Here is a 26,079-nt window from a genome sequence, read left to right as displayed (position 1 = left end):
CCTCCCGCTCTCCCACCGGGCTCAGCCGGCCGCCGCCGGCTGCGTCTCCTGCACGTCGACGAGAGTGGTCGGCAGGGCAAGGTACGCCGTGACTCCACAGGCACCGTCCTGCCCCTGGGTGGGACGCAGTTCGACCTGCGCGCCGAGCCGGGCCGCGAGGGTCCCGACGACGTAGTGGCCGAGGAAGCGGGTGGGGGCGACCAGGAAGGACTCCCGCCCGGCGAGCCGGGCGTTGGAGCGGACCAGGTCCTCGGCGGTCATGCCGGAGCCCCGGTCGACGACTGCGAGGCAGTACTCGCCGCCGTCGCGCCAGCCGTAGATCTCGACGGGGAGCGTGGGCGGTGAGAAGAGCAGGGCGTTCTCGATGAGTTCGGCCAGCAGATGGGAGAGCTCGGCGACGGCCCGGCCACGGACGCGGCCGTGCTGTACGTCGACCACGACCACGCGCTGGTACTGCTCGACCTCGGAGATCGCCGACTGCACCACCTCGGCCGCCGAGACCAGTCCGGACCAGGTACGCGGCGGCAGCTCCTCCCCCGCGAGTACAAGCAGCGACTCGGCATTACGGCGCATGCGGGTGGCCAGGTGGTCGAGTTCGAAGAGCTCGCCGAGTGCGTCCGGATCGATCTCCTGACTCTCCAGCGTGGTGATCAGGCCGAGCTGGCGGGAGAGCAGTGCCTGATTGCGGCGGCCGAGCGAGGCAAGCGACTCGGCGCTGTTGCGGCGCAGCACGGTCTGCTCGGTCGCAAGACCTATCGCGGTGTGCTCGACGTTGTGCAGGGCGGTGGCGAGCCGGGTGATCTCGCGGGCGCTGTCGGGCACCCGGCGGGACGGCCCGGAGACGAGTTCGTCGCCCGCCTCGGCCTCCTGGATCCGGGCGACCGCGGCGGGCAGCCCGGTACGGGCGACCGAGTCGGCCTCATCGGCGAGTGCGACGAGCGGCCGGGTGATCGAGCGGGCGGAGAGCACGGCGAGTGCGGCGGCGACCGCGAGGATCAGCACACCGAGGCCGATGAAACCGCCCAGCTGGCCGGTGGCGTCCTCCCCAATCCGGTCCGCGCGGCGCCGTACCTCGGCGCCGATCTGCCGCTGAACGCCGTGAAGCTGGTCGACGAGCGCGGTCATCGACGACCACCAGCGGCCGGGGTCCACGGCGAGCCGGCCGCCATCGGCTCCGTCCTCGGCCCGCTTCTCGTAGCCGATGGCGCGCCGGGCGTCCGTGGTGGCGAAGGCGGCGTCGAGCGCGGACTGCTGGGCGGGTGTGGCGAGTTCGGCGTACTGGGTCAGGAAGGCCAGCCGGGCCGCCCGTACCTCGGTGAAGTCGAGGAACTCGCTGCCCTTGAAACGCCCTTCCGCGAACACTCCGTTGAGGGAGCCGCGCTCGAGGGCGACCGCCTCGGTGGCTCGGACGAGGGCCTGCCAGGCGCCCATCGCCTCGGCGAGGGCTCGGTCACCTCGAGCCGGTTCCGCGGCTGCGGCGTCGATCAGTTTGTCGATCGCCCCGGTGTACGCGGCCAGGGTCGGGGCGCGCTGCACCGTGCCGTCGTCGACCCGGCGGCGCACGGTGTCCAGGGCCGAGACCCGGGCGAGCGCCTCACGTAAGGCGTCGGCGGTGTCGGCTCCCGCGCTGCCCGCCCCGAGCAGGGTCTCGAATCCGGCACGGGCGGTTTCGGTGCTTGCGCGCTGGACCCCGACGTCGTCGCGGTACTCCTTGGCGCCGCCCAGCAGGCCATTGGTGAGGCCGCGTTCACGCTGCAGCTCGCGCACCAGTTCCTGGGCCTTGAGGAGGAGCTCGACCCGGCCTGCGGTCTCCCGCGCCGCGGACCAGTCGGCGGCCCGGTCGGCGACGCCGAGGCCGGTCACGACCAGCAGCAGACAGGTGGGAACGGCGAGCACGATGGCTACACGGCCGCGGATCGTTCCCCAGCCGGGCAGAGCGGGCAGTTGCGACAGCAGGCGTCGTTGGGTGCGCATCACATCGGACGACGCTACGAACCGGCGTGCCCGGCGCGGTTTCCCGACGGTAAGGGACTGGTTGCCACGGGTTCACAGGCAGCCGGACAGCGGCATGCACCGTACGTCACCTTCCCGTAACGCAACGTCCGGCCTCTCGGGACGGGCGCGGACCCTGCCGTTGCTGGTACACGATGGGGTGGGCGCCGGCGTGGTGCGGGGAGCGGAAAGGCGGGGTGGTCTGATGGGCGGTGACGTCGGCCGGGGACGGGTGCTGGTAGTGGACGACGATCCGGCGATCCGGCGGTCGCTGGAGCGGGGACTGCGGCTGGCCGGTTTCGCGGTGGCGCTGGCCGAGGGCGGGCGGCCCGCCCTGGTCCATGTGCGCCGGGAGCCGACCGATGTGGTCGTGCTCGACATCTCCATGCCCGGTCTCGACGGAATCCAGGTGTGCCGGGCCCTGCGCGACGACGGCAACGACGTTCCCGTACTGATGCTGTCGGCACTGGACGAGACGGCGGACCGCATCGCGGGGCTACAGGCGGGTGGCGACGACTACCTGGTCAAGCCGTTCGCGTTGCAGGAGCTGGTGCTGCGGCTCGAGGCGCTGCTGCGCCGGCGGCCGCCGAGGGACACGGACACGGTCCGCATCGGGCCTCTGGTGCTGGATCCGGCGGCCCGCGAGGCGAGGCTCGACGGCGAGTTGCTGGTGCTGACCCGGCGGGAGTTCGAGCTGTTGGAGGTCCTGGCGCGCAATGTGGGGATCGTGCTCACCCGGGACCAGTTGCTGGAGCGGGTCTGGGGGTACGACTTCGAGGTGCGCACGGATGCCGTCGACACCTTCGTCAGCTATCTGCGGCGCAAGCTGGAGAGCGGTGGCCGGGCACGGATCATCCATACCGTGCGGGGCGTCGGTTTCGTCCTGCGCCCGGACAACGGGAGCCAGAGCGCGTGAAACTGTCGACGCGGATCGCACTCGCCATTGGCGTCACCGTGCCGGTGCTGGTGCTGGCGGCGGGATGGTTGCTGCTCCAGCTGGTCGCCCGTGATCTGCACGCCGAGCAGGACGCGCATCTGCGCGAGCGCGCGGCGGTGGCCGCGGGGGACGCCCGCCGGCTGCTGCGGGCCACCGCCGCCGACCGTCCCGCAGCGGTCGAGCAAGCTCGTGAGCGGCAGTTGTACGCCTCCGGTCTGGATGTCGGCATCCGGCTGACCGGGCCGAAGGGCACCGTTTCCGGCGGCCCCCAGCCCGATGCCTCCGTACCCCTTCCGCAGAGCGCACGGATGCCGGTCACCGTCGAGGAGGGGTCCAGGAGCTGGCGGGTGCTGGCAGTACGTGTGCAGGGCTCGCGCTCCGGTGTCGACGGCACACTGTGGCTGTTCTCCCCGGATACCGCGAGCGAGGACCAACTGGCTCTCGTACGCCGCCGCGTGGTGATGGTGGCGCTGCTGGCCGCCCCGTTGGCCGGTCTGCTGGCTCTGGCCGTCGCCTCGCGGGCCGGCCGCCCGCTGCGCCGGCTGCAACAGCGCACCAGCGGCCTCGACCCGAGGGTGGATGCGGCAAGACTCGACCACAGCCGGACCGGGGTCACCGAGGTCGACGACCTCGCCCGGACGCTGCAGACCGTACTGGCCCGCTATGACGAACAGGCCGCGCGGACCACGGGTGCCCTGACCACCGCTCGGTCGTTCGCCTCCGCCGCGGCGCATGAACTGCGCACCCCGCTGATGAGCATGCAGACGAATCTGGAGATCCTGTCCCAGCATCCCGGCCTCGCACCGGTGGACCGGGATGAGGTCCTGAGGGATCTCCGGACCGAACACGCCCGGCTGCTGAGCCTGCTGGTGATGCTCAGGGAACTCGGCCGTGGCGACCTGATCGAGGCCGATGCCTTCGGTCCGGTGGACCTCACCGAAGTAATCGACGCCTCCGTCGCCGACGCCGGGCGCAGGCATCCCACGGCGCAGATCAATCTGCCGGTGATGCCGCGCCTCAGCGTGCACGCATGGGAGCCCGGGGTACGAACAATCGTCGACAACCTCCTGGCCAATGCGCTGATTCACGGTAGGGGCAGCGACGGACGGGCCCGGATCGAGCTGGGCCTGAGAGCGGGCGGACACCCCAGAGGCTCAGTCGCCGTACTGACGGTGGACGACCACGGTCCCGGCATCCCGCCCCCACGCCGTGCCGCGGTCTTCCATCGCTTCGAGCGCGGACCGGACAGCCCCGGATCGGGGCTCGGATTGACCCTCGTCGCGCAGCAGACCGCCCTGCACGGCGGCCGAGTCGAGGTCCAGGACCGTCCTGGAGCCGGTGGCACGCGGATCGAGGTACGACTCCCGGTGCGAGAGAGCAGGCAGACCGAGATCCTCTTGCCGGCCGAGCGGGACTGGCTGACCGGAACTGCCGAGCACCCACAAGGTTTCCACAAGGACGGCTCCTAACTTCTGGGCAGGCGCAGGCATATGGGCCTCGCCCCGTTCCGAAGGAGAAACCGTCATGAGGACTGTCAAGACCGCCGCCCTCGCTCTCACCGCCGCCGCCGCGCTGCTCGCCGCGGCGGGCACGGCCTCGGCCGGCGGAGGGACACCGTCGCCGGACACCGCGCCCACCGGCGACGGTGCCCAGGCTCTCTGCAAGCGGGTACCGAAGATCGAGAAGCGCCTCGGCCGAGCCCTTGACCGCCTCGACGGGGACGCGACGCGGCACGGTTCCATCGCCCGGCTGGCGAAGCGGGTCGAAAACGCCAAGGCAGCCGGTCACACCGAGATCGAGACGTACCTCAACGACAAGCTCACCTTCCGCCGCTCCCTTGTTCCCACCCTCGAGAAGCGCCGGAAGGACCTGACCGCGGTCAAGACCTGGTGCGAGGCGAACAACAACGGGAGCGAGAAGTGATGTCCCGCCGGCCGGAGTCCCGCCGGCGCACCGCCACCGCCGTCGCGGCCGCCCTCCTGTTCCTCGCGGCCCTCACCGGCTGCGGGCAGGACAACGGCGGGAAAGCCGGCGGAACGGCCGACAGCCCGGTCACCACCGGCCCCGGGACCACCGGCCCCGCGGAGGTCACCGACATGAAGAGCCTCGTGGATGCCGCCGAATCGGCCGCTGCCGCAGCGGAGTCCGCGGCGGCGGAAGACGGGCAGGACTGATCCGGCAAGGGGGCGCCGGGGACGGCCCCGGCGGCCCGTCCGGATGCAGTCGCGCCGGGCCAGGGCGACGATGGACGTACCCGGGATCATTGTCTTCGACCTTCAGGAGCCGTTCCGGATCCCGTCAATGGCCGGTAACCGAAGGACGATTCGAGCAAAGGGCCAGCACCAGGACGGATGTGAAAGGCGGAGGCCGATGTCGAAATACCTCGTCAGAGCCAAGTTGACCACGGAGGGACTGAAAGGTCTGCTCAGGGAAGGCGGCACAGCGCGCCGTGAGGTCGTCGAACGCATGGTCCAGAGCGTGGGGGGCCAGCTCGAATCAATGCACTGGGCATTCGGTGACGAGGACGTCTATGTCACGGCGGACCTGCCGAACAACGCCTCCGCCGCGGCCCTGGGTCTCGTTGTGTCCGCGGCCGGCGGCGTGCGCACGAGCATCGTCGTACTGCTGACGCCCGAGGAGATCGACGAGGCGGTCCGCCAGAAGGTGGACTACCGCGCGCCCGGCGCCTGAGGCGCCATGGCGGCTGTGGACGCACCCCTCGTGGACGCCGCCGAGCCGGCAACGGCCGGTTTCCGGAGCAGAAGCAGTGCCGCGTCGTCGTGGAGGCGGCCGCCCACGTGCTCCAGCAGCTCGTTGTGCAGCGCGGCGACGGTACGGGACGGCTCGTCCGACAGGTGCCGTGCCACCCCCTCGATGAGCGGGTAGAACTCACGACTGTGGTTGCGGGCCTCGGTCACCCCGTCGGTGTAGAGGAGCAACTGGTCGCCGTCGGTGAAAGACAGCACCTGAAGGTTCGGGGCCTCGCCGGTGAGGGCACTCAGCCCGAGAGGCGGAGTCGGATGCGTCGGTTCGACAGCCCTGACGTCGCTGCCCCGCACCAGCAGCGGAGGGGCGTGTCCACAGTTGACTATCTCCATGCGCTCGCCCCCGGCGTACCCGGCGACGACGGCGGTGACGAAGTCGTCGGGACCCAGGTTCCGCGCGAGGCTCCGCTCGATCCTGCCGACGACATCCAGAAGGTCCGGCTCGTCATAGGCGGCTTCACGGAAGACACCGAGCACCAGAGCGGCGGTGCTCACCGCGGGCAGCCCCTTGCCCCGCACATCACCGACGATCAGCCTGATCCCGTACGGGGTGGGAACGAGGGCGTAGAGGTCCCCGCCGATACGGGCCTCCGCCGCGGCGGCGCTGTAGCGGACAGCCACCTGGAACTGACCGACAGTGGCAGGCACGGGCCTGAGAAGGGCGTGCTGGGCGGCTTCGGCGACCGAGCGGACGGCCTCCAGCACCCTTTCGCGACGCCCGCGCAGCGCGCTGGCCAGGCTGCTCGCGAGGGTGACGGCGACCAGTGCGGACAGCACGATTGCCTGCTCACGCCCCGGCGCACCGCCACGGACGCCGAACACCGCGCCCAGCGCCACGGCGATGAAGCCGATACGGAGGACTCCCCCCGGCCTGCTGGTGGCGGCGGCCAGCGTGGGTCCGACGGCGAGCAGCGGCAACCAGGTCGCCCCGGTTCCGCTGAGGAGGGCGAGGAGCGCCACCGCAAAGACGATCAGTGCGGGCGCGCCGGCGAGGAGTGCGGCGGTGCGCGGCTGGTCCAGCTGTGTCGCCCCGGCGGCCAGGGCCGCTCCCGGCCCCTCGTCCGGCCTGGCCGGCGTGCCGGAGCCGGCCGTCCGCTTCTTGAGCTTCCAGATCCGTGGGCGGTCGCGCTGATCGTCTCGGGTCTGAATCATGTTCGCGTCCGCAACTCCCTGGTCCGTCAATGAGGGCCGAAGTGCCCGTTTTGTCCAGGAAACAGGGAGGAGCGGGTGAGCCACAAGGACAGGATTTTCAGATAGTGAGCGAAAGGCCCCTGGTCACGCGATTCGCTGCCGGGATCAGCTGCGCGAGGACTTGATCGATTCGGGAGAGCCGGTCCGCCCCGACGGAGACACCGAGCGAGCCGAGCGTCTGACCGCTGTATACGGGCACGGCGACGCAGACCGTACCGAGGGAGTACTCCTCCACGTCCATGACGGCCGGGGTGGCGGGTGACGATTCGAGTCGTCGGAGCAGTTCGGGACGGTGGGTAATGGTCCGCGGCGTGAGATCGGCGAGCTGGTGCCGGGAGAGGTAGTCGCTTCGGGAGTCTTGGTCCAGCTCACGCAGAACGCACTTACCCAGCGCCGTGGCGTGCCCGGCGTCCTCGAATCCCACCCAGAGGTCGACCCGTGGCGCCCGCGGGCTGTCGACGATCTCGGCGACCCGGATCTCGCCGTCCTCGTAGAAGGTCAGGTAGGCGGCGGCCGACGTTTCGTCCCGCAGGGCGGCGAGCGTGGGACGGATACGGGTGAGCAGCGCCTGCCCACTGCTTCCGACGTGCAGCATGTGCAGCTTGTCCCCGATGACGAACCCGCCGTCGTCCAGCTTCCGCAGGTACCCGTCGTGGACCAGGGTTCGCAGCAGGTGGTACGCGGTGGCCAGCGGCAGCCCGGCCTCGCGTGCCAGCTGCTTCGCCGGTACGCCGCCCTCGTGTGCCCCCACAGCTTCCATCAAGCGGAAGGCTCGCTGCACGGAAGTGATGAGCGTTGGGCCGTCCTGGGCACCCATACCACCAGATTGCGCCCGGTGTGTCGCGTTAGCAAGGTCGCGAGCCGGGACGCCGATGTCCAGGCCGACCGCCAATGCCCAGGCCGACCGCGCAGCCTCTTGTCGCAGCTCCCTTTGCCTGATTGTCTACCGCGGGCGATCCCGGACAGATTTGCACGCGCTCCGGGTACGCAGCAGATGATGGGAGAAACGTGGCACCAGTGGCTGGGCAGGAAGTACGAGGCACTCTGCCCGAGGGGCTCGGTGACGCGATACGCGACACCGCCGAGGACATCGCCGCGCTGCTGCGCGGAGTTGCCGACACGGGTGTTCCGGTACCCGGGTCCGAGTGGAGCGTCGGGGCGGCGGCAGCGCATCTGGCGCAGGCCAATGAGCTGATGGCCGATATCGCGGCAGGGCAGGAGCGCGGCTACGGGGACGGCACCCCGCAGAGCCTGGCCGCGGCCAATGAGCGCGCGCTGGCCGAGTTCGACGAGCGCGGGGCCGATCCGCTGGCCGAGATGATCGTGGCGCAGGCCGCCGCATTCCTCAAGGCGGTGGACCAGCACGCGATCGAGGGGACTGTGGTCACCCCCCTCGGCCCGATGAGCCGGGCCGAACTGGGCTCGTACCTGCTGGCGCACATGCTCGGGCACGGCTACGACCTCGCCCGCGCGCTCGGCCGTCCGCACATGATCGACCGCGGCCGGGTCGAACTGACCCTGCCCTTCCTGATCACGGCCATGCCACGGGTGGTCGACACCGCCGCCGCCGCTGGGCTGACCGCCCGCTACACGATCCGTCTGTGGGGCGGCGCCCGCTTCGGCGTCACGCTCACGGACGGCGCCGTCGCCGTGAGCGCGCAGCCATCGAGCCGCCCGGACTGCACCATCCTCACCGAGCCGGTCACCTTCCTGCTCATGGCGCTCGGCCGCTGCGACCCGTGGGGAGCAATCGCCCGGGGCCGCGTGCTCACCTGGGGCCGCAAGCCCTGGCTCGCTCCCCGCTTCCCGACACTTTTCACGGCGCCCTGAAGTCCGGCCGGCGGTGCGGGGTGAGCGTCCCGCACCATTTCCGCGAGGACCCGGCACGCCGGCCACCCCTCTCGCGGCGTCACAATGGTGGTGAGGGACACGCCTGCCGTTTACGGAAGGGCGGAAAATGCCAGTGCCGTACATAGCGGTGACCGCCTTGAGCCATGACGGGCTGATCCGGGATCACAACGAGGACAGCCTCGTGGTCGGACCGTGGACGCTGTGCGGCACCGTGACCGAGAATCCTCAGACGCTCCTGTTCCCCTTCGGCACACCGCTCGTCGTCGCGGTCGCCGACGGGCTCGGCGGGCAGCCGGCCGGCGAAGTGGCGAGTGCACTGGTCGTCCGGCAACTCGCCGCTCTGGGGCCTACGTTGGACGGCGAGGAGGCCGTCCGTGACGTGCTGGACCTCTGCAATCACGCGGTGTATGCGGCGACCGGCGGGTTTCCCGAGCGGGTCACCATGGGAACCACGGTCGCGGGTGCCGTCGTGCTGGCGGATTCGCTGCTGGCGTTCAATGTCGGCGACAGCAAGGTGTTCGAGGTGACTGACGACGGACTTCGCCAGGTGAGCGTGGACGACAGCCCGCCGCCGGCACCCGGGCGGCGCACCACGTCAGCCGTCACGCAGACGCTCGGCGGCAGCCCCACATTCACCGCCATCACGGCGCACACGGCCGCCGCCCCGGTGTCCGCGGGCCTTCGCTACCTGATCTGCACCGACGGGCTGACCGACCCGGTGCCGGACGATGTGATCGACGGCCTGCTACGGGTGCACGACGACGGCCGGGCCGCCTACGAGTTGTGGAAGGCCGCCATCGAGGCCGGAGGGCCTGACAACATCACGCTCGCTCTGGTGCGTATCGGCGAGTAGGGCCTCTCACTGCCGCAGCCCGGAGCCCCGGGCAGGCGGCCCGGGGCTTTGGCTTGATGGGCCGGGATCAGGGCGTCTTCACGCAGGTGCCGACCACGTAGCCGGTGACACCGTGCCGGGTGACCTTGATGCAGCGCGTACTGGTGATTCCGCACTTCGTGTACGACCCGCCGCAGTGGGCCTGACACGGCGAAAGGGCGCTCTCTCGCTGCAGCCCGCGCTTCACCGGGAGGACTGGATCCACAAGGGAGCAAAATCGGCGATGCGTTCGGCGTCGGCGAGGACGTCGATCGCGGTGATCTCTCCGTGCGTGATCGTGAAGCCGAAGACGACGCGCGGCCGTCCGCCCGGGGCCCGGACCAGTCCTGCGGCACCGTTGACGATCGCCGGCTGTGCGGCCTTGGCACGGCCCGCGAAGGTGCCGGCCACGGGGGCCGCGCCGCGCCCGCGCCCGGCAGCGCGGCCGCGGTGTCCGTACGGCGTACGACGTCCGGGGCGAGCAGCGCGAGCAGCGCGTCGAAGTCGCCGCCGCGTGAGGCGGCGGGGACGCCGGGTGCCTCGCCGAACCGGACGGCCCCGGCGAAGGGTGCACCCACCAGAGCGGCGCCGATGCCTGCCCGGGCAAGGGCCGCGGCCGGCCCTGGGGCGGCCGGTGGCACACTGTCGGTTGTTGTCCGAAGGAGTCAGCCGTGCCCGTGATCAGCAATCTCCGCCGTGCGGTGCGCCGCGCCGCCCGCAGGACAGTGGACCTGAGCCATCCGGCCCGCTCCCCGCTCGGCAGCACGGTCGTCAACTGCGTGATCTACGAGGACGGCGTGCGGCAGCCCGAGACCTGTCCGGTCGACGAGGCCGTACGGCGGGTCCGCAAGACCGGGCGCGGCTTTGTGTGGATCGGGCTGCACGAACCCTCCGAGACGGAGTTCGCCGGGGTCGCCGAGCTGTTCGGTCTGCATCCGCTGGCCGTCGAGGACGCGGTGAACGCGCATCAGCGGCCCAAGGTGGAACGGTACGAGGAGACGCTGTTCGCCGTCTTCAAGACGTGCCGCTACGTCGAGCACGAGGAACTCACCGCCACCAGCGAAGTGGTGGACACCGGGGAGCTCATGATCTTCACCGGTACCGACTTCGTGATCACCGTCCGGCACGGCAGGCACGGTTCACTCGGCCCGCTCCGGGAGGCCCTGGAGGCCATGCCCGAGCAGCTGGCCAAGGGCCCTGCCGCCGTGCTCCACGCCATAGCCGACCATGTGGTCGACGACTATCTCGCCGTGGCGGACGCCGTGCAGAGCGACATCGACGCTGCCGAGTCCGCCGTCTTCAGCGAGCGGGCGGGCAGTGGCGACGCCGGCCGGATCTATCAGCTCAAGCGCGAGCTGCTGGAGCTCAAGCGCGCGGTGGCGCCGCTGGACCGGCCGCTGCACGCCCTGGCCACCCAGCCGCTGCCGCCGGTCGGCCAGGACATCCAGCCGTACTTCCGTGATGTCGCCGACCATCTGGCCCGCGTCACGGAGCAGATCACGTCGTTCGACGCGCTGCTCGACTCGGTCCTCCAGGCCCATCTCGCGCAGGTGACCGTCGCCCAGAACGAGGACATGCGCAAGATCACCGCGTGGGCGGCGATCATCGCCGTACCGACCATGGTCTGCGGGGTGTACGGCATGAACTTCGACCACATGCCGGAGCTGCACTGGACCTACGGCTACCCGCTCGTCCTCGTCGTCATGGTCGCCGTCTGCTTCGTCGTCCACCGCAGCTTCCGCCGTAACGGCTGGCTCTGACGGCTTCCGCCGTAACGGCCGGCTCTGACCCGTCGGCGGGATCCGGTCTGCGGGTTTCACCTCCAGCGCGCCTACGGCTGCGCGCCGGCGTCCCGTGGCTCCCTGCCGGGCAGTTGGCGCCCGATCTATTGACATGTGCCTGACTCGGCGCTGAGATGTGGTCGCTTTCGTTCGTCCCCGTTTGTTTGTGCGCCATTCACCCCCCTCCGGAGCCGAATATGCACACCGAACGACACATCTTCAGAGAGCGTCTGGCCGCCGTCGCCGCCGCGCTCGCGTTGCTCACCGGCGGCGGGGTGCTCATCGCCGTCCCGGCCGCCGCAGCCGGCACGACCGCCATCGCCGGCAAGGCCGCCACGGCTGTCGCGACACCCACGACTCCCACGACTGCCACGACACCGGCCGTCGACAACGGCCTGGCGCGTACGCCTCAGATGGGCTTCAACAACTGGAACTCCACCCACTGCCGGGCCGAGTTCAACGAGGCGATGGTCAAGGGCATCGCGGACACCTTCGTCTCGCAGGGCCTCAAGAACGCCGGGTACACCTACGTCAATATCGACGACTGCTGGGCGCTCCCCTCGCGCGACGCCGCCGGGAATCTCGTCCCCGACCCGGTGCGCTTCCCGGGCGGCATCAAGGCAGTCGCCGACTATGTGCATTCCAAGGGACTGAAGTTCGGAATCTACTCGAGTGCCGGCACCAAGACCTGTGACGTACAGGGGTTTCCCGGCGGTCTCGGCCACGAGCAGCAGGATGCCGACCTGTGGGCGTCCTGGGGCGTGGACTACCTCAAGTACGACAACTGCAACAACACGGGTGCCGACGCCAGGCAGCGCTACACGGCGATGGCCAACGCGCTGAAGGCGACCGGCCGGCCCATCCTCTACAGCATCTGCGAGTGGGGAGAGAACCAGCCCTGGAACTGGGCGCCGGACATCGGCAACTCCTGGCGCACCACCGGGGACATCAGCGATTCCTGGTCCAGCATGATCGGCATCGCGCACCGGAACCAGGGGCTGGCGCCGTATGCCAAGCCCGGCGCCTGGAACGACCCGGACATGCTCGAGGTCGGCAACGGCGGGATGAGCGACACCGAGTACCGCACCCACTTCAGTCTCTGGGCGCAGATGGCCGCACCGCTGCTGATCGGCAGTGATCTGCGCAGCGCCTCCGCCGCCACCCTCGCGATCCTGAAGAACACCGACGTCATCGCGGTCGACCAGGACAGCCTGGGCAAGCAGGCCACCGTGGTGGCAAGCTCCGGCGGCCTGGTGGTGATGTCCAAACCCCTGGCGGACGGCGGCCGTTCGGTGACTCTCACGAATGAGACCACGTCCACGAAGACGGTCTCGACGACCGTCGGGGCGATCGGGATCGGTGGCGCGTCCTCGTACGCCCTCAAGGATCTCTGGTCCCGGCAGACCAGCACCACCACGGGCACCATCAGCGCTTCGGTGCCCGCCCACGGCACGGTCATGTACCGCGTGACGCCGGGCGCCCCGGTGCCGCCGCCGGCCGGGGTCAACCAGCTCAGCGACCTGTCATGGACGTCGGCGGTCAACGGCTGGGGCCCCGTCGAACGCGACCGCAGCAACGGCGAACAGGCCGCCGGAGACGGCAGGACCCTCACCGTCAACGGCACCACCTACGCCAAGGGCCTGGGCACCCACGCGGGGTCCACGGTCACGTACTACCTCGGCGGCAGCTGCACGACACTCACCACCGGCGTCGGTGTCGACGACGAGTCGGGCGGTGCGAACGGGTCGGTGGTCTTCCAGATCTACCGGGACGGCACCAAGGTCGCCGACAGCGGCCGGCTCACCGGAGCCGACGCGTCCGGAGAGCTCACCGCGGATCTCACCGGCGGCCTGGAACTCAGGCTGGTGATCACCGACAGCGGCGACGGCATCAACTACGACCACGCGGATTGGGCGGCACCCAGGCTCACCTGCATCTGAGTGGCCGCAGCTGCGCGGCATCCGCCGCCCTCCTGCGACGTGGTGGCGCCGGGCCCGTTGAAGAGCCCGGCGCCGGGCGGCCTCGCGCACGCCCGGGCAACGTCCCGCAGTCGCGGTACCCGTGGATAGTGGAGGGGCACGGCATGCAACGTCCCTGCGGAGTGAGCACGTGATCAGAGCCCGACGGCCCGAAACAGTCACCGGGGCCCGCGACGGATACCGCGCAGACGTCCCTCTCGTCTGGTACGCGGCGTACGGCTCCAATATGGATCTTGAACGGCTGAACCGCTACCTCGCCGGCTGCCGGGACTCCCGCCCGCCCGCGCGTTCGGTGGCGGTCATGCTGCCGGGGATGCTGTACTTCGCCACCGAGTCGCAGGTGTGGACCGGCGGCCGAGCGTTCTACGACCCTGACGGCGGCGGCGAACTGCCGGCCCGTGCCCACTTGCTGACGGCCACGCAGTTCTCCGACATCGCCGCGCAGGAGATGTACCGCGAGCCGGGCCCGGACCTCGATCTGACGGAGGTTCTCAGCCGTGGGCGCGCGGAGACGGGCCCCGGGCGGTACGAGACGCTGGTGTGCGCCGGCCTGCTGGACGGTCGTCCCGTGCTGACGTTCACGGCCCCCTGGCGCGTCTCGGACGTCGCGGTGAAACCGCCCGCCGCGGCCTACCTGCGGCATCTGGTGGCGGGGGTCGTCGCGGCACACGGCTGGAGTGCGCTGCGGGCTGCCGAGTATCTGGCGGGCTGCCCGGGGGCCGAGGGGCGGTGGACGGCCGCGGAGATCGCGGCACTGATCCCCGACGGGAACGGGAGCGGGAACGGGAGCGCTTCGGAGTGATCGCGGGCCGAGCGTTTCAGAGTTCCAGCAGGTCAGGCAGGTCGGCGAAAGAGTCGAGAACATGCTCCGGTGTGCCGTCGGCCGCCTCGTGCGTCTCGGGCAGGTACTTGCCGGTCTTCACCAGCACGCCGGTGATCGCGCTGCGCTGAGCCGCCAGTACATCGGATTCGATGTCGTCGCCCACCATCACCGTTTCCGACGCGTCCGCGCCGAGATGCGCCAGGGCGGTGGCGAAGAACGCCTCGGCCGGCTTGCCGGTGATCTCCGCCTCGACCCGGGCGGCCCGCTCCAGCCCCAGAAGGAACGCCCCGGTGTCGAGCTCGAGCCCGTCCGAGGTACGCCAGTACAGATTCCGGTGCATCGCGACGAGCGGCGCACCGCGCTGCAGCTCACGGAAAGCACGGTTGAGGACCGGATACGTGAAGTCGTCGCCCGCACCGCCGAAGACCACCACGTCAGGGGCTGTGTCATCACCTTCGTCGAGGAGTGACACGCCCGCGAGATCGTCCCGTACGTCACCGGTGTTGATCAGCAGGCAGCGGGCGTCCGGATAGTGCTCGCGCAGGTACGCGGCGGTGACGGCGGGTGCCGTGAGGATGTCCTCCACGCCGACCGGAAAGCCCACAGCCGACAGCTTCGCCGCGATCGCGGCGCGGGTCCGTGAGGTGTTGTTGGTGACCAGCGCCAGTGGGAGCCCCGCGGCGCGCAGGCGTTCCATGGCGGCTACGGCGCCGGGCAGCGGCTTCCAGGACACCGTGAGCACGCCGTCGATATCGATCAGGACCGCGCGGATTCGCTCCATACTCACGACCGTAGCCCCACGCGCGACCGTAGCCCCCGGACCTCGCCAACCTCCTCAGCGGCGGCAAATGGGGTTATTTTGAAAGAGGTGCGGGAGTGGTTCCTGTCTCCCCTGGGTTGGGGGTGAACCACTGTGCTGTTCACCGATCGCACGGACGCGGGACGGCGCCTGGCGGAAGCGCTACGGCACCTCCAGGAGGAGAAGCCCGTCGTCCTGGGCCTGCCCCGGGGCGGAGTCCCGGTGGCCTATCAAGTGGCGCGGGCGCTCGGCGCCCCGCTCGATGTGATCGTGGTCCGCAAGCTCGGTGTCCCGTACCACCGTGAGCTGGCGTTCGGTGCCATCGGCGAAGGCGGAGTGCGGGTCATCAGCGACGACATCGTCCGCCGAGGCAGGATCCGGCGCGAGGAACTCACATCGGTCGAGCACGCCGAGGAGGCGGAACTCGCACGGCAGGCCCGGCGGTTCCGCGAGGACCGGCCGCGCGTGGCACTCGAGGGCCGGACGGCGATCATCGTGGACGACGGGATCGCCACCGGTGCCACGGCGGCGGCTGCCTGCGAGGTCGTACGGGCGCAGGGAGCGGGCCGTGTGGTGCTGGCCGTTCCGGTGGCGCCGCCGGATGCTGCCGCCTGGCTGCGCACCAAGGCGGACGAGGTGGTCTGCCTCTCCACGCCGGCCATGTTCTCCGCCGTCGGCGAGTGGTACCAGGACTTCTCCCAGACCCCCGACGAAGAAGTCGTCTCGCTGCTCGCACAGGCCGCGGACGTCGGGTCCACGAAGGCCGAGGTCACCGCGGTCGAGGTGGACGCCGGCGGGGTCCCGCTGACCGGGGACCTCACCCTCCCCGACGGTGCCGGAGCGATCGTGATGTTCGCCCACGGCTCCGGCAGCAGCCGCCACAGCCCGCGCAACCGGCACGTGGCGACGACCCTGAACCGTGCGGGTCTGGGGACCTTGCTCTTCGACCTGCTCACACCGGCGGAGGAAGCCGACCGGGCGAACGTCTTCGACATCGAAACCCTGGCCCGGCGGCTGGCGGACGCCACCCGCTGGCTGCGGAGCCGCGAGTCCTTCCCGATCGGCTACTTCGGAGCGAGCACCGGAGCCGCGGCGGCGCTGCGGGCCGCGGCGCCCGCCGACTCCTCGGCCGGCCCGGCCATCGGTGCCGTGGTCTCCCGCGGCGGCCGGCCCGACCTCGCCGGACCGCGGCTCGGCGAGGTACGGGCGCCCACACTGCTCATCGTGGGCGGCCACGACACATTGGTGCTCGATCTCAACCGGCACGCGCAGGCGGAGCTGCGCTGCGAGAACCGGCTCGAGATCGTCCCCGGCGCCACGCATCTCTTCGAGGAACCCGGGGCCCTGGACCAGGTCGCGGACCTCGCCCGCTCCTGGTTCGTCAGGCACTTGAGCGGTTCCCGGCCGATCCCTGACCCACCGTCATAGGGGGCAGTACTCCCGCTGATGGAGCACGCCCCCGGCGTGACGGCGTGCGGCTCGGCTACCAGGATGCGCCCTCGAGCTGCATGCCGTGCCCGTCAGATCTCGGCGATCAGCGCGTACCGTTCGTCGGTCACCGGGCCGCCCCACAAGTACGGGTCGCCGCTGAGCGGTTCGACGCGCAGGTCCGCCACGAGCGGGCGTACGGCGGCGGCCAGTTCCGCCGCGCCGATTCCGCCGTTCCACGGCAGGGACGCTGCTTCCGGCACATAGGGCACTCCCTTCTGTCCGGCCTCGCGCCACCGGCCCTCGACCAGCACCAGACGGCCGCCCGGTCGCAGACGGGTGACCCACTCGTGCAACGCGGCCTCGGGGTCGGGCAGCGTCCACACCAGGTGCCGGGAGAGGAGGACGTCGAAGCGCCGGTCGCCCGTCGGCGGTATCGCCGCGTCCCCGACCAGGAAACGGGCCGCATGGCCGACGGCCGCGAGCTTCGTACGCGCCTGTTCGACCATGCGCGGCGCCAGGTCGACGCCGGTCACCCGGTGTCCGGCCTCGGCGAGCAGCAGGGAGAGGGATCCGGTGCCGCAGCCGGCATCCAGAACGTCCACCGGGTGCGACGGCAGCCAGGAGCCCAGCAGCCGGGCCCATGCGGCACGTGTCGGTCCGGCGCGGAGTCCGTGGTCCGGCTCGTCGTCGAAGGCGGACGCGGCGGCGTCCCAGTAGTCGGTGATCGAAGCGGCGGGGTCGGTCATGACACCGAGCCTCTCAGCAGCCACTGACAACGGCCGCCGGCACCGGCCGCCGGGGGGTGCACACGTCTGCCGTGACCTCACGCCAGGATGATGAGCAGGCCGAGTGTCACCACGGCGACCACAGCGCCGTACACCGCGAGCGTCACGGAACGCGCCTCGGCCGACGGGTCGCTGCCACCGGCGCGGGCGAGACCGAGAACAGAGGTCAGGAGCAGCGCGAACACGGCCGCGCAGCAGGCGGCGATCAGGGAATCAGTCATCTGGCGACAATCTCACGGGTCGTCAGGTACCGCATGTCGGCGATCGGCCGGTCCGGTGAGGCGGCACCTGTCACGGCGACAGTCGCGGCGCCCGGCGGCCTCCGCCATCGCGACCGTCACGGCGTCCGCCCGAACTCCTCCAGCGCGTCGGTCAGCCACTTCGTCCAGAACGTCTCCAGCTCGATACCCCCGCGCAGCACCATGTGCCGCAGCCTGTCCTGCTCACTCGACAGCCGCTCCGGCGGAAAGTCGCGCGCCTCGATCTCCGAGTACTCGGCCAACTGCCTCCGGTGCATCGCGAGGTGACGCTCCAGCTCCTCCTCGAGCCCCCCGCTGCCGACCACACCCGCCGCACGCAGCCGCAGCAGCAGCGGGTCGCGGACGGGCTTCGGGTCCTCGGACCTGGCGACCCACGCCGTCAGCTCCTCACGGCCCGCGGGCAGGACCTCGTACTCCTTCTTCTGCCCGCGGGTCGGCTGCGCCGACGGCAGTGCGCGGATATGGCCCGCCTGCTCCAGTTTTCCCAGCTCGCGGTAGATCTGCTGATGCGTGGCCGACCAGAAGTAGCCGATCGACTTGTCGAAGCGGCGGGTCAGCTCCAGCCCCGACGAGGGCTTTTCGAGCAGGGCCGTGAGGATCGCGTGCGGGAGGGACATGGCTCGATCCTAGGTATCCGGCGCCGGCGTCTCAGAGCGTCGCCGCCAGCCGTGTGCCCTGGTCGATGGCGCGCTTCGCGTCGAGCTCGGCCGCCACGTCCGCCCCGCCGATGAGGTGCACGGAGTGGCCCGCGCCGCTCAGCTCCTCGTACAGCGCGCGCTGCGGCTCCTGTCCCGCGCACAGCACGACCGTGTCGACGGGGACGACCCTGGCCGCGCCGTCGACGCTGACATGCAGGCCCTCGTCGTCGATCCGCTCGTACGTCGCCCCGGCGGTCATCTGGACCCCCCGGTGCTTGAGCTCCGTGCGGTGGATCCAGCCCGTCGTCTTGCCGAGACCCGCGCCGACCTTGCCGGCCTTGCGCTGGAGGAGGTGGACCGAGCGCGGCGGCGCCGACCGCTCGGGAGCGGTCAGCCCGCCCGGCGCGCTGTAGTCGGTGTCCACACCCCACTGGCGGAAGTACGTCGCGGCGTCCAGGCTCGCGCCCTCGCCGCCGTCGGTGAGGAACTCCGCCACGTCGAAGCCGATTCCGCCGGCGCCGATGACCGCGACGCGCTCGCCGACGGGCGCGCCGTCGCGCAGGACGTCGAGGTAGCTGAGGACGCTCGGGTGGTCGACGCCCGGGATCTCGGGGGTCCTCGGCGTGACTCCGGTGGCGACGACGATCTCGTCGTACGCGGCCGGCGCGAGGTCGTCCGCGGTGACGCGGGTGCCCAGCCGGACCTCCACGCCGTGGAGTTCGAGCTGCGTACGGAAGTACCGCAGCGTCTCGTTGAACTCTTCCTTGCCCGGGATCCGCTTGGCGATGTTCAGCTGTCCGCCGATCTCGTCCGCCGCGTCGAAGAGGGTCACCTCGTGTCCGCGCTCGGCCGTCGAGACGGCGCAGGCGAGCCCGGCCGGGCCGGCGCCGATCACGGCGACGCGCTTGCGCAGCCGGGTCGGCGAGAGGACGAGTTCGGTCTCGTGGCAGGCACGCGGGTTGACCAGGCAGGATGTGATCTTCCCGCTGAAGGTGTGGTCCAGACAGGCCTGGTTGCAGCCGATGCAGGTGTTGATGGCCTCCGCGCGGTCCGCCTTCGCCTTGGCGACGAATTCGGGGTCGGCGAGGAACGGCCGGGCCAGCGACACCATGTCCGCACGCCCCTCGGCGAGCAACTGCTCGGCGATCTCCGGGGTGTTGATGCGGTTGCTGGTGATCAGCGGGACGGAGACGGACCCCATCAGCTTCTTGGTCACCCAGGTGTAGGCGCCGCGCGGCACCGAGGTCGCGATGGTCGGGATACGGGCCTCGTGCCAGCCGATCCCCGTGTTGATGATCGTCACTCCGGCCGCCTCGATCTCCTTGGCGAGCGTGATCACCTCCTGCAGCGAGGAGCCGCCGGGCACCAGGTCCAGCATGGAGAGCCGGTAGATCAGGATGAAGTCCGGGCCGACGCGCTCACGGGTGCGGCGGACGATCTCCAGCGGAAGCCGTATCCGGTTCTCGTACGAGCCGCCCCAGCGGTCGGTGCGGTGGTTGGTGGCGCTCGCGATGAACTCGTTGATGAAGTAGCCCTCGGAGCCCATGATCTCGACGCCGTCGTACCCGGCGGACTTCGCCAGCTCTGCCGCCCGTGCGAAGTCCTCGATGGTCTCCTCGACCTCGGCGTCGGTCAGGGCGTGCGGGACGAACGGGCTGATGGGGGCCTGGATAGCGCTCGGCGCGACCAGGTCGGCGTGGTACGCGTACCGGCCGAAGTGCAGGATCTGCATCGCGATCCGGCCGCCCTCGGCATGCACGGCGGCTGTGACGGCCCGGTGCTGCTCCGCCTCGGCCTCGGTGGTGAGCTTGGCGCCGCCCTCGTACGGACGGCCCCGGTCGTTCGGGGCGATGCCGCCCGTGACGATGAGGCCGACGCCGCCGCGGGCGCGGGCGGCGTAGAAGGCGGCCATCCGCTCGAAGCCGCGCTCGGCCTCCTCGAGGCCGATGTGCATCGAGCCCATGAGCACCCGGTTGGGCAGGGTCGTGAACCCCAGGTCGAGGGGGCTCAGCAGATGCGGGTACGGGGTCGGGCTCATCGGGGCGCCTCCTCGCGCAGGGGTCGTCCATCCCAGTTCTAGCTGGCCGAGAGCGATTGTGCAACAAAGTGCAAAAGAATCTTCCGGCGATGCCGCGGAGGGCCGCCGCGCCGCCCGTACCGCGTCGGCGGGGCACTGGAGGAGGGCAGGCCCGGCGTAGGCGTCCGAGCGTTCCGTCGCCTCACGCACCGAGCGGCCGACGGGCCGTCGATTGCCTGACGGTCCGACAAATGTGCTGATCAGTCGTACGAGTGAAACGGGATGCCGGTCCGGTCCGAACGGACATAACGTGCCCGTGTGGCGGGATATGGGCAGTTGAGCGCACTGGGGATCGCGGCGATTCTCGGCTCGCAGGGGGTCGGGGCCGGTGTCGCCGACGTTGTGTCAGGTGTTGCCGATGTGTCGGTGTGCCTGTCGGTATCGGTGTCCTCATCGGTTTCCTTATCGGCATCGATCTACTTGGGCGACTGCACGCCGCCCCCGACACCGGCCCCCACCGTGCCGCCGACGCCCGTACCGTCCGGAACTCCACCGACCAGCGCCCCACCGACCAGCACGCCGCCGCCCGAACCGGAGCCGCCCACGCCCGGCCCGACCGCGACGCCTCCGGTCGTGCCCCCGCCGCCCGTGGCGCCAGCAGTGGCACCGCCACCGCCACCGACGCCGCGGCCCACGGAGCCCGCGCCCAGGACGTCTTCCGCGCCCCCGCGCGCTCCCGTCGCCCGTACAGGTCCCGAGCGGCCCCGCGTCCTCGCCGTACGCAACCACCGCCGGGCGGCCGGGAAGCCGTTCGTCGCCGGGACGCCCCTGGTGATCATGATGCTGGTGATCACCACACCGGCCGTGCTCGCGGCAGCGGTGCTACGGCCCCGCTCACGGTCCGCCGCATCCCGGCGCGGCGGCGCCTGACACACGCACCGCCTCACCCCCCACACCCCGATACGGAGAACCCTCATGTCGGAATGGCTGGCCCTGACCGGCGCGATGGCCGCCGCCTGCGCCGTCGTCCTTGTCATCACGGTGCTCAGGCAGCGCAGGCTCAGCAAAGCCGGGGCCACGGGGGAGGACGACCCCACCGAAACCCCCGACGTCCTCGAGTACATGACGATGATGGTCGGCGTCGTGTACGCGATCGTGCTCGGTCTGGCCATCGCGGGCGTCTGGGAGGCGCGTGGCGCCGCGCAGGACGATGTACGCCGCGAGGCACAGGCGCTGCACGAGATCACCCAGCGGGCCCAGGTCTATCCGGCCGCCGTACAGGACAAGCTCCGCAATGACATCGACCGCTACGTCTCCCATGTCGTAGACGAGGAGTGGCCGCGGATGATCGACAACGACGAGCTCTCCGGCCGGGGCGCGGAGCTGCTCGGCGTCGTACGCGCGGACATCACCGAGCGGAAACCGGCCGACGAGCTCGAGGCGCAGGCGTACCAGCCGCTCGTCGACCAGATCGCCGTCGCCGACGACGCGCGCAACGCCCGCGTGCAGAACGCCGGAGAGACACTGCCGGGCGTCGTGTGGTTCGGCCTGATCACGGGCGCGCTGGTGACGGTCGGCCTGATCTTCACGCTGCAGATCGGCCGCACACCCCGGGAGCTGCTGCTGGCCGGGCTGTTCAGCGCCCTGATCGCCTTCCTTCTCTTCCTGGTCTGGGACTTCGACGCCCCGTTCGGGAGGTCGGGCCAGGACTCCGCGGGCGCCTTCCAGCAGCTGTTCACGAGCGCCGCGGGGCCGGGCTGACAGCTTCCGCACTGCCGCCGATCACTTCTGCGCGTGCCCTCCCACGTAGAAGAGGATCCACACGAAGCCGGCGAAGAGGTGAGTGGCGAAGACATAGACGAAGACACGCAGGGCGACGCCCCGCTCCTTCCAGCTCTCGCTCTCGCTCACCGCAGTCCTCCAGCCGGTCCGGCACGTCGAGTGTCCCCGCACCAGGGTACGAGCAGGAATAGGGGGACGGGGGTCACCGTTACAGGGTTTGGTTCGATATTCAACCAACGGTCGCGGAGACCGAGAACCCGAAAGGTGACCTCCATGCAGTTCGGCATCTTCACGGTCGGCGATGTCACGACCGACCCGACCACCGGCCGTACGCCGAGCGAGCACGAGCGGATCAAGGCGACGGTCGCCATCGCGCGCAAGGCCGAGGAGGTCGGCCTGGACGTCTTCGCGACCGGCGAGCACCACAACCCGCCGTTCGTGCCGTCCTCGCCGACGACGCTCCTCGGGCACATCGCGGCGCAGACCGAGCGGATCATCCTCTCCACCTCGACCACGCTGATCACCACCAACGACCCGGTCAAGATCGCCGAGGACTACGCGGTGCTCCAGCACCTGGCCGAGGGCCGCGTCGACCTGATGATGGGGCGCGGCAACACCGGCCCCGTCTACCCGTGGTTCGGACAGGACATCCGGCAGGGCATCCCGCTCGCCGTCGAGAACTACGCGCTGCTGCACCGGCTGTGGCGCGAGGACGTCGTGGACTGGGAGGGCAGGTTCCGTACGCCGCTGCAGAGCTTCACCTCGACGCCGCGGCCACTGGACGGAGTCCCGCCGTTCGTCTGGCACGGCTCGATCCGCTCTCCGGAGATCGCCGAGCAGGCCGCGTACTACGGCGACGGATTCTTCGCCAACAACATCTTCTGGCCCAAGGAGCACTTCCAGAAGCTGGTGAACCTCTACCGCGACCGCTACGCGCACTACGGGCACGGGACGCCGGAACAGGCGATCGTCGGGCTCGGCGGACAGGTCTTCATGCGGAAGAACTCGCAGGAAGCGATTGCGGAGTTCCGGCCGTACTTCGACAACGCGCCGGTGTACGGACACGGGCCTTCGCTGGAGGACTTCACCGAGCAGACCCCGCTGACCGTGGGCTCGCCGCAGGAGGTCGTCGAGAAGACGCTGACCTTCCGCGAGACCTTCGGCGACTACCAGCGCCAGCTCTTCCTGATGGACCACGCGGGGCTGCCGCTGAAAACGGTGCTGGAGCAGCTCGACCTGCTGGGCGAGGAGGTCGTACCCGTACTGCGCAAGGAGTTCGCGAACCTGCGGCCGGCCGGCGTGCCCCGGACCGCGCCGCTGCACCCGGCACTGCTCACGAAGGAGGCGTAACCGTGGAGACGTTGAAGCTGGTCGCGGTGTCGGCCGGGCTGAGCGTGCCGTCCTCGACCCGGCTGCTGGCCGACCGGCTGACGGAGTCCGTACGAAGCGGGCTCGGCGAGCGCGACGTGGACGTGGAGGTGCGCGTCGTCGAACTGCGCGAGCTGGCCGTCGCCATCGCCAACAACCTGGTCACCGGGTTTCCGGCACCGGCGCTCGCCGATGCGGTCGAGGCGGTGACGGGGGCGGACGGCCTGATCGCCGTGACGCCCGTCTTCACCGCCTCGTACAGCGGCCTGTTCAAGTCGTTCTTCGATCTGATCGACCCCGACGCGCTGAGCGGGAAGCCGGTACTGATCGCCGCGACGGGCGGCACCGCCCGGCACTCGCTGGTGCTGGAGCACGCGCTGCGGCCGCTCTTCGCCCATCTGCGGGCACTGGTCACGCCGACGGCGGTGTACGCGGCGTCGGAGGACTGGGGCGGCACGGGGGACGCCCTGACGGACACGCTGCCGGAACGGATCGCGCGCGCGGGCCGCGAGCTCGCCGGGCTGATGACCGCGGGTTCACCTGCGCGCGCGGCTGTCGGCGTGCCCGCCGGTGCGCCGGCCGGCTCCTCACCGGTGACCCAGTTTGTCTGATTTTGCGTAGGCTTTGCATAGGGCTACGCACCGGAGGTGGCAGGTATGGCAGACGCAGGCAGGATCGTCGTGGGCGTGGACGGCTCCGCGCCGTCGATCAGGGCGCTGCGCTGGGCCGTACGGCAGTCCGAACTGACCGGCGACCCGGTCGAGGCCGTGATCAGCTGGGAGTACCCGGCGGCGGGCTGGGCGTCGATGGTGCCGGGCGTGCCCCCGGACTTCGACCCGGAGGCCCTGGCGGCCCAGATCCTCGCCGACTCCCTGAAGGAGACCCTCGGCGCGGAGGGGGCCGCCGCGATCACCCGGACGGTCATGATCGGGAACGTCGCACAGGCCCTGATCGACCGGGCCGACGGCGCCTCGCTGCTGGTGGTCGGCAACCGCGGCTACAGCGGCTTCAAGTCGACGCTGCTCGGCTCGGTCGGCCTGCACGTCACCCAGCACGCGCCGTGCCCGGTGGTCGTGGTGCGGGGCAAGCCGGACTCCGGGACGGATTGAGGCCGGGAGCCGTCGCAAGGGCCGGGGTCCCGGCTTCGCGCAGCGCCGCCGCGCCTCCCTCTTCGTGTCTCCGGTCCCCACCCACAGAGCGTGGGACGGCGCCGCGCGGCCGCCGGATCCGGTCCGGCGGCCGCGCGGCGCATGAAGGAACGGGTCGCGCCCGGCCCTACTCCCGCTCGTAGAAGATGTAGAAGGTGGCGAGGCCCATCCCCGCACCGGTCGCCAGCGCGATGGCCGCCGACCTGAGCACACTCCCCCCGGCCAGGCTGATCAGGTAGCCCATCGATGCGGCGCACAGCGCCCCGTACGCTGCCGCGCGCAGCTCGCGCGGCATTGACTGCTGGAACCGGCCCAGCGTGTACGCGAGTGCCGCGAAAACCACGCCGGCGACCACGCCGAGCAGGACGTCACCACCCGTGATGGCCCCGCCGTCGCGCTCGACGAACGCCGCGTAGAAGCCGTAGACCACGCCCAGGGCGGCGGGCATCGCCCAGCCGAGAGAACCGTGGTGCCGTGCAGGCACCGCTGCATGTGCGGCCATGGCGGACTCCTTCCCTCTCGTCCCCCGCGTCCTCCTCTCAGGGCACACCCGCGCCCGTCGCCCGGCAAGTCAGAGGACAGCCCCGGATTCGGCGGGCCGATTCGGCGAACCGTTTCGACGGCCGGCCCGGAAGGCGCCCGATCTCCGGCCCCCGGTCGGCGGCGCACCGCTCGCGCCCGCGGCTCCGCCCGCGTTCCCTTGAGGAGTGCGGAGCTTCCTCTCAACGGTGTCAGCGCTGCTGATCGTCCTGGTGGCCGTCCTGACTCCGCTGAGCGCGCTCGCCGTCTGGGTCGACCAGGAGATCGGCGACACCGACAACTATGTCGCCACGATGGAGCCGCTCGCCTCGGACTCCCGCGTGCAGAACGCCGTCGCCGTCCGGATCTCCGACGAGGTCAGGAAGAGGACGGACGCAGGCCCGTTCCAGGAGGGCGTCCAGAGCCTGGTGCGGGAAGCCGTGCTTTCCTTCGCCGGCACCGCCGCCTTCAAAGGCGTCTGGAACACCGTCAACCGCGCCGCCCACACCGCCGTCGAAGACGCTCTGGCCGAGGGCGGCGACAGTGCGGTCAGCATCGATCTGGCGCCCGTCACCCAGCGGGTGAAGCAGCAACTCTCCGACGAAGGCGTGCCGTTCGTGGACCAGATCCCCGTCGAGCACACCCGGATCACGATCCTGGAGTCCGGCAAGCTCGGCACGGTCCGCGACGTCTTCCACGGGCTGGGGATCGCCGGACTGTGGCTGCCGGTGGCGACGGCACTGATCGCGGCGGCCGGGGTTCTTCTCGCCGTACGCAGAGTGCGGGCGCTGGTCGGACTCGGCCTCGCGCTCGCGGTGGGCGCGGTGCTGCTGGGCGTCGCGGTCGCGGTCTGGCGCGGGGTCTGTCTCGACGATCTGCCGCCGGACGTGGACCGGCCGGCGGCGGGCGCGGTGTACGACGCGCTGACGGCGACGCTCCGCACGACGGCGTGGTGGGTCCTGGCGGCCGGGCTCGCGCTGGCGCTGGCCGCCTGGCTGGTGGACCGCCGCCGCGGCCGAGTGGCGCGAGCGGGCTGAGCGGCCTGAACGGCCTGAGTGAACCGGGCTCATCGGGCCTCGCCGGGCCCGAGCCCGCCCGGTCCCGGGGCCGGCCACACGCTCGAAGTGGCCGATGAAGCGTCG

At 70.9% G+C, this 26,079-nt stretch carries 28 protein-coding genes; 16 read left to right on the top strand and 12 right to left on the bottom strand.

Features of this window, described 5'->3' with window-relative positions:
* Window positions 1-21: 21 nt before the first annotated feature.
* On the bottom strand, window positions 22-1,974 hold the full coding sequence (locus tag OG966_RS21135; protein WP_326655307.1) for a sensor histidine kinase: 1,953 nt from the start codon (window positions 1,972-1,974) through the stop codon (window positions 22-24).
* 223 nt (window positions 1,975-2,197) lie between these two features.
* Between OG966_RS21135 and OG966_RS21130 the strand changes: the two genes are divergently transcribed.
* From OG966_RS21130 to OG966_RS21110, 5 genes are all read left to right on the top strand, one after another.
* Window positions 2,198-2,908: a response regulator transcription factor gene (locus OG966_RS21130; RefSeq protein ID WP_326651304.1), complete on the top strand. Its 711-nt coding sequence runs from the start codon at window positions 2,198-2,200 to the stop codon at window positions 2,906-2,908.
* Window positions 2,905-4,398 carry a HAMP domain-containing sensor histidine kinase gene (locus tag OG966_RS21125; protein WP_326651303.1) on the top strand — a complete coding sequence of 498 codons (1,494 nt, stop codon included), beginning with the start codon at window positions 2,905-2,907 and terminating at the stop codon, window positions 4,396-4,398. The genes OG966_RS21130 and OG966_RS21125 overlap by 4 nt, the downstream gene beginning before the upstream one ends.
* Before the next feature lie 55 nt (window positions 4,399-4,453).
* Window positions 4,454-4,852, top strand: coding sequence for a hypothetical protein (locus OG966_RS21120; RefSeq protein WP_326651302.1), 399 nt, complete (start codon window positions 4,454-4,456; stop codon window positions 4,850-4,852).
* Window positions 4,852-5,103, top strand: a complete 252-nt coding sequence (locus tag OG966_RS21115; protein ID WP_326651301.1) for a hypothetical protein — start codon at window positions 4,852-4,854, stop codon at window positions 5,101-5,103. The genes OG966_RS21120 and OG966_RS21115 overlap by 1 nt, the downstream gene beginning before the upstream one ends.
* 196 nt (window positions 5,104-5,299) lie before the next feature.
* Window positions 5,300-5,620, top strand: coding sequence for a GYD domain-containing protein (locus OG966_RS21110; RefSeq protein WP_326651300.1), 321 nt, complete (start codon window positions 5,300-5,302; stop codon window positions 5,618-5,620).
* Here the strand turns inward: OG966_RS21110 and OG966_RS21105 are convergent.
* Both OG966_RS21105 and OG966_RS21100 read right to left on the bottom strand, forming a co-directional pair.
* Window positions 5,599-6,846 (bottom strand): PP2C family protein-serine/threonine phosphatase, encoded by a 1,248-nt coding sequence (locus OG966_RS21105; protein WP_326651299.1) that lies wholly within the window; start codon window positions 6,844-6,846, stop codon window positions 5,599-5,601. The genes OG966_RS21110 and OG966_RS21105 overlap by 22 nt on opposite strands.
* A 97-nt stretch (window positions 6,847-6,943) precedes the next feature.
* Window positions 6,944-7,702, bottom strand: coding sequence for an IclR family transcriptional regulator (locus OG966_RS21100; RefSeq protein WP_326651298.1), 759 nt, complete (start codon window positions 7,700-7,702; stop codon window positions 6,944-6,946).
* Between the two features lie 200 nt (window positions 7,703-7,902).
* Here OG966_RS21100 and OG966_RS21095 point away from each other — a divergent pair, with 200 nt between their 5' ends.
* Both OG966_RS21095 and OG966_RS21090 read left to right on the top strand, forming a co-directional pair.
* A complete protein-coding gene (locus tag OG966_RS21095) occupies window positions 7,903-8,715 on the top strand; it encodes a maleylpyruvate isomerase family mycothiol-dependent enzyme (RefSeq protein ID WP_442806733.1) in 813 nt (270 codons plus the stop codon).
* A 133-nt stretch (window positions 8,716-8,848) separates the two neighbouring features.
* Window positions 8,849-9,589: a PP2C family protein-serine/threonine phosphatase gene (locus OG966_RS21090; protein WP_326655306.1), complete on the top strand. Its 741-nt coding sequence runs from the start codon at window positions 8,849-8,851 to the stop codon at window positions 9,587-9,589.
* A 222-nt stretch (window positions 9,590-9,811) separates the two neighbouring features.
* On the opposite strand, the gene OG966_RS21085 is transcribed toward OG966_RS21090, so the two are convergent.
* Entirely contained in the window at window positions 9,812-10,018 is a 207-nt protein-coding gene (locus tag OG966_RS21085; protein ID WP_326651296.1) for a hypothetical protein, read from the bottom strand.
* A gap of 266 nt (window positions 10,019-10,284) precedes the next feature.
* Between OG966_RS21085 and corA the strand changes: the two genes are divergently transcribed.
* From corA to OG966_RS21070, 3 genes are all read left to right on the top strand, one after another.
* A complete protein-coding gene (gene corA, locus OG966_RS21080) occupies window positions 10,285-11,367 on the top strand; it encodes a magnesium/cobalt transporter CorA (protein WP_406733807.1) in 1,083 nt (360 codons plus the stop codon).
* A 218-nt stretch (window positions 11,368-11,585) separates the two neighbouring features.
* Complete coding sequence (locus OG966_RS21075) at window positions 11,586-13,328, top strand: NPCBM/NEW2 domain-containing protein (protein ID WP_442806732.1); 1,743 nt, start codon at window positions 11,586-11,588, stop codon at window positions 13,326-13,328.
* A gap of 169 nt (window positions 13,329-13,497) precedes the next feature.
* The gene (locus OG966_RS21070) at window positions 13,498-14,169 is read left to right on the top strand and encodes a histone deacetylase (RefSeq protein ID WP_442806731.1); all 672 of its coding nucleotides are present in this window, start codon (window positions 13,498-13,500) and stop codon (window positions 14,167-14,169) included.
* 16 nt (window positions 14,170-14,185) lie between these two features.
* On the opposite strand, the gene OG966_RS21065 is transcribed toward OG966_RS21070, so the two are convergent.
* A complete protein-coding gene (locus tag OG966_RS21065) occupies window positions 14,186-14,971 on the bottom strand; it encodes an HAD-IIA family hydrolase (RefSeq protein ID WP_326651294.1) in 786 nt (261 codons plus the stop codon).
* A gap of 132 nt (window positions 14,972-15,103) precedes the next feature.
* Here OG966_RS21065 and OG966_RS21060 point away from each other — a divergent pair, with 132 nt between their 5' ends.
* On the top strand, window positions 15,104-16,417 hold the full coding sequence (locus OG966_RS21060) for a phosphoribosyltransferase family protein (protein WP_326651293.1): 1,314 nt from the start codon (window positions 15,104-15,106) through the stop codon (window positions 16,415-16,417).
* Between the two features lie 92 nt (window positions 16,418-16,509).
* Here the strand turns inward: OG966_RS21060 and OG966_RS21055 are convergent, their stop codons facing one another.
* The 5 genes from OG966_RS21055 to OG966_RS21035 all read right to left on the bottom strand — a co-directional run bounded on the left by OG966_RS21055 (window position 16,510) and on the right by OG966_RS21035 (window position 20,974).
* The gene (locus OG966_RS21055) at window positions 16,510-17,166 is read right to left on the bottom strand and encodes a class I SAM-dependent methyltransferase (RefSeq protein ID WP_326651292.1); all 657 of its coding nucleotides are present in this window, start codon (window positions 17,164-17,166) and stop codon (window positions 16,510-16,512) included.
* Window positions 17,167-17,243: 77 nt separating this feature from the next.
* Window positions 17,244-17,426: a hypothetical protein gene (locus OG966_RS21050; protein ID WP_326651291.1), complete on the bottom strand. Its 183-nt coding sequence runs from the start codon at window positions 17,424-17,426 to the stop codon at window positions 17,244-17,246.
* Between the two features lie 116 nt (window positions 17,427-17,542).
* Window positions 17,543-18,082, bottom strand: coding sequence for a PadR family transcriptional regulator (locus tag OG966_RS21045; protein ID WP_326651290.1), 540 nt, complete (start codon window positions 18,080-18,082; stop codon window positions 17,543-17,545).
* Between the two features lie 31 nt (window positions 18,083-18,113).
* Window positions 18,114-20,141, bottom strand: a complete 2,028-nt coding sequence (locus OG966_RS21040) for an NADPH-dependent 2,4-dienoyl-CoA reductase (protein ID WP_326651289.1) — start codon at window positions 20,139-20,141, stop codon at window positions 18,114-18,116.
* Window positions 20,142-20,596: 455 nt separating this feature from the next.
* The gene (locus OG966_RS21035; protein ID WP_326651288.1) at window positions 20,597-20,974 is read right to left on the bottom strand and encodes a hypothetical protein; all 378 of its coding nucleotides are present in this window, start codon (window positions 20,972-20,974) and stop codon (window positions 20,597-20,599) included.
* Window positions 20,975-21,095: 121 nt separating this feature from the next.
* Here OG966_RS21035 and OG966_RS21030 point away from each other — a divergent pair, with 121 nt between their 5' ends.
* Entirely contained in the window at window positions 21,096-21,881 is a 786-nt protein-coding gene (locus tag OG966_RS21030; RefSeq protein WP_326651287.1) for a bestrophin-like domain, read from the top strand.
* Between the two features lie 21 nt (window positions 21,882-21,902).
* On the opposite strand, the gene OG966_RS21025 is transcribed toward OG966_RS21030, so the two are convergent.
* The gene (locus OG966_RS21025) at window positions 21,903-22,031 is read right to left on the bottom strand and encodes a DUF6126 family protein (RefSeq protein ID WP_326651286.1); all 129 of its coding nucleotides are present in this window, start codon (window positions 22,029-22,031) and stop codon (window positions 21,903-21,905) included.
* A gap of 144 nt (window positions 22,032-22,175) precedes the next feature.
* Here OG966_RS21025 and OG966_RS21020 point away from each other — a divergent pair, with 144 nt between their 5' ends.
* From OG966_RS21020 to OG966_RS21010, 3 genes are read left to right on the top strand one after another with little or no spacing between them, the layout of a single operon-like run.
* Window positions 22,176-23,252 carry an LLM class flavin-dependent oxidoreductase gene (locus tag OG966_RS21020; RefSeq protein WP_326651285.1) on the top strand — a complete coding sequence of 359 codons (1,077 nt, stop codon included), beginning with the start codon at window positions 22,176-22,178 and terminating at the stop codon, window positions 23,250-23,252.
* Between the two features lie 2 nt (window positions 23,253-23,254).
* Window positions 23,255-23,881: an FMN reductase gene (locus OG966_RS21015; protein ID WP_326651284.1), complete on the top strand. Its 627-nt coding sequence runs from the start codon at window positions 23,255-23,257 to the stop codon at window positions 23,879-23,881.
* A 45-nt stretch (window positions 23,882-23,926) separates the two neighbouring features.
* Window positions 23,927-24,379, top strand: coding sequence for a universal stress protein (locus OG966_RS21010; protein WP_326651283.1), 453 nt, complete (start codon window positions 23,927-23,929; stop codon window positions 24,377-24,379).
* Window positions 24,380-24,545: 166 nt separating this feature from the next.
* On the opposite strand, the gene OG966_RS21005 is transcribed toward OG966_RS21010, so the two are convergent.
* On the bottom strand, window positions 24,546-24,920 hold the full coding sequence (locus OG966_RS21005; RefSeq protein WP_326651282.1) for a hypothetical protein: 375 nt from the start codon (window positions 24,918-24,920) through the stop codon (window positions 24,546-24,548).
* Between the two features lie 226 nt (window positions 24,921-25,146).
* Between OG966_RS21005 and OG966_RS21000 the strand changes: the two genes are divergently transcribed.
* The gene (locus OG966_RS21000; protein ID WP_326651281.1) at window positions 25,147-25,974 is read left to right on the top strand and encodes a hypothetical protein; all 828 of its coding nucleotides are present in this window, start codon (window positions 25,147-25,149) and stop codon (window positions 25,972-25,974) included.
* Window positions 25,975-26,079 lie beyond the last annotated feature (105 nt).

Origin of the sequence: Streptomyces sp. NBC_01750 (assembly GCF_035918095.1) — a bacterium.
In the GTDB taxonomy this organism is placed as follows: Bacteria; Actinomycetota; Actinomycetes; order Streptomycetales; family Streptomycetaceae; genus Streptomyces.
The sequence above is the reverse complement of the archived record's forward strand: the minus strand, read 5'-3'. Positions and strand labels throughout refer to the sequence as shown.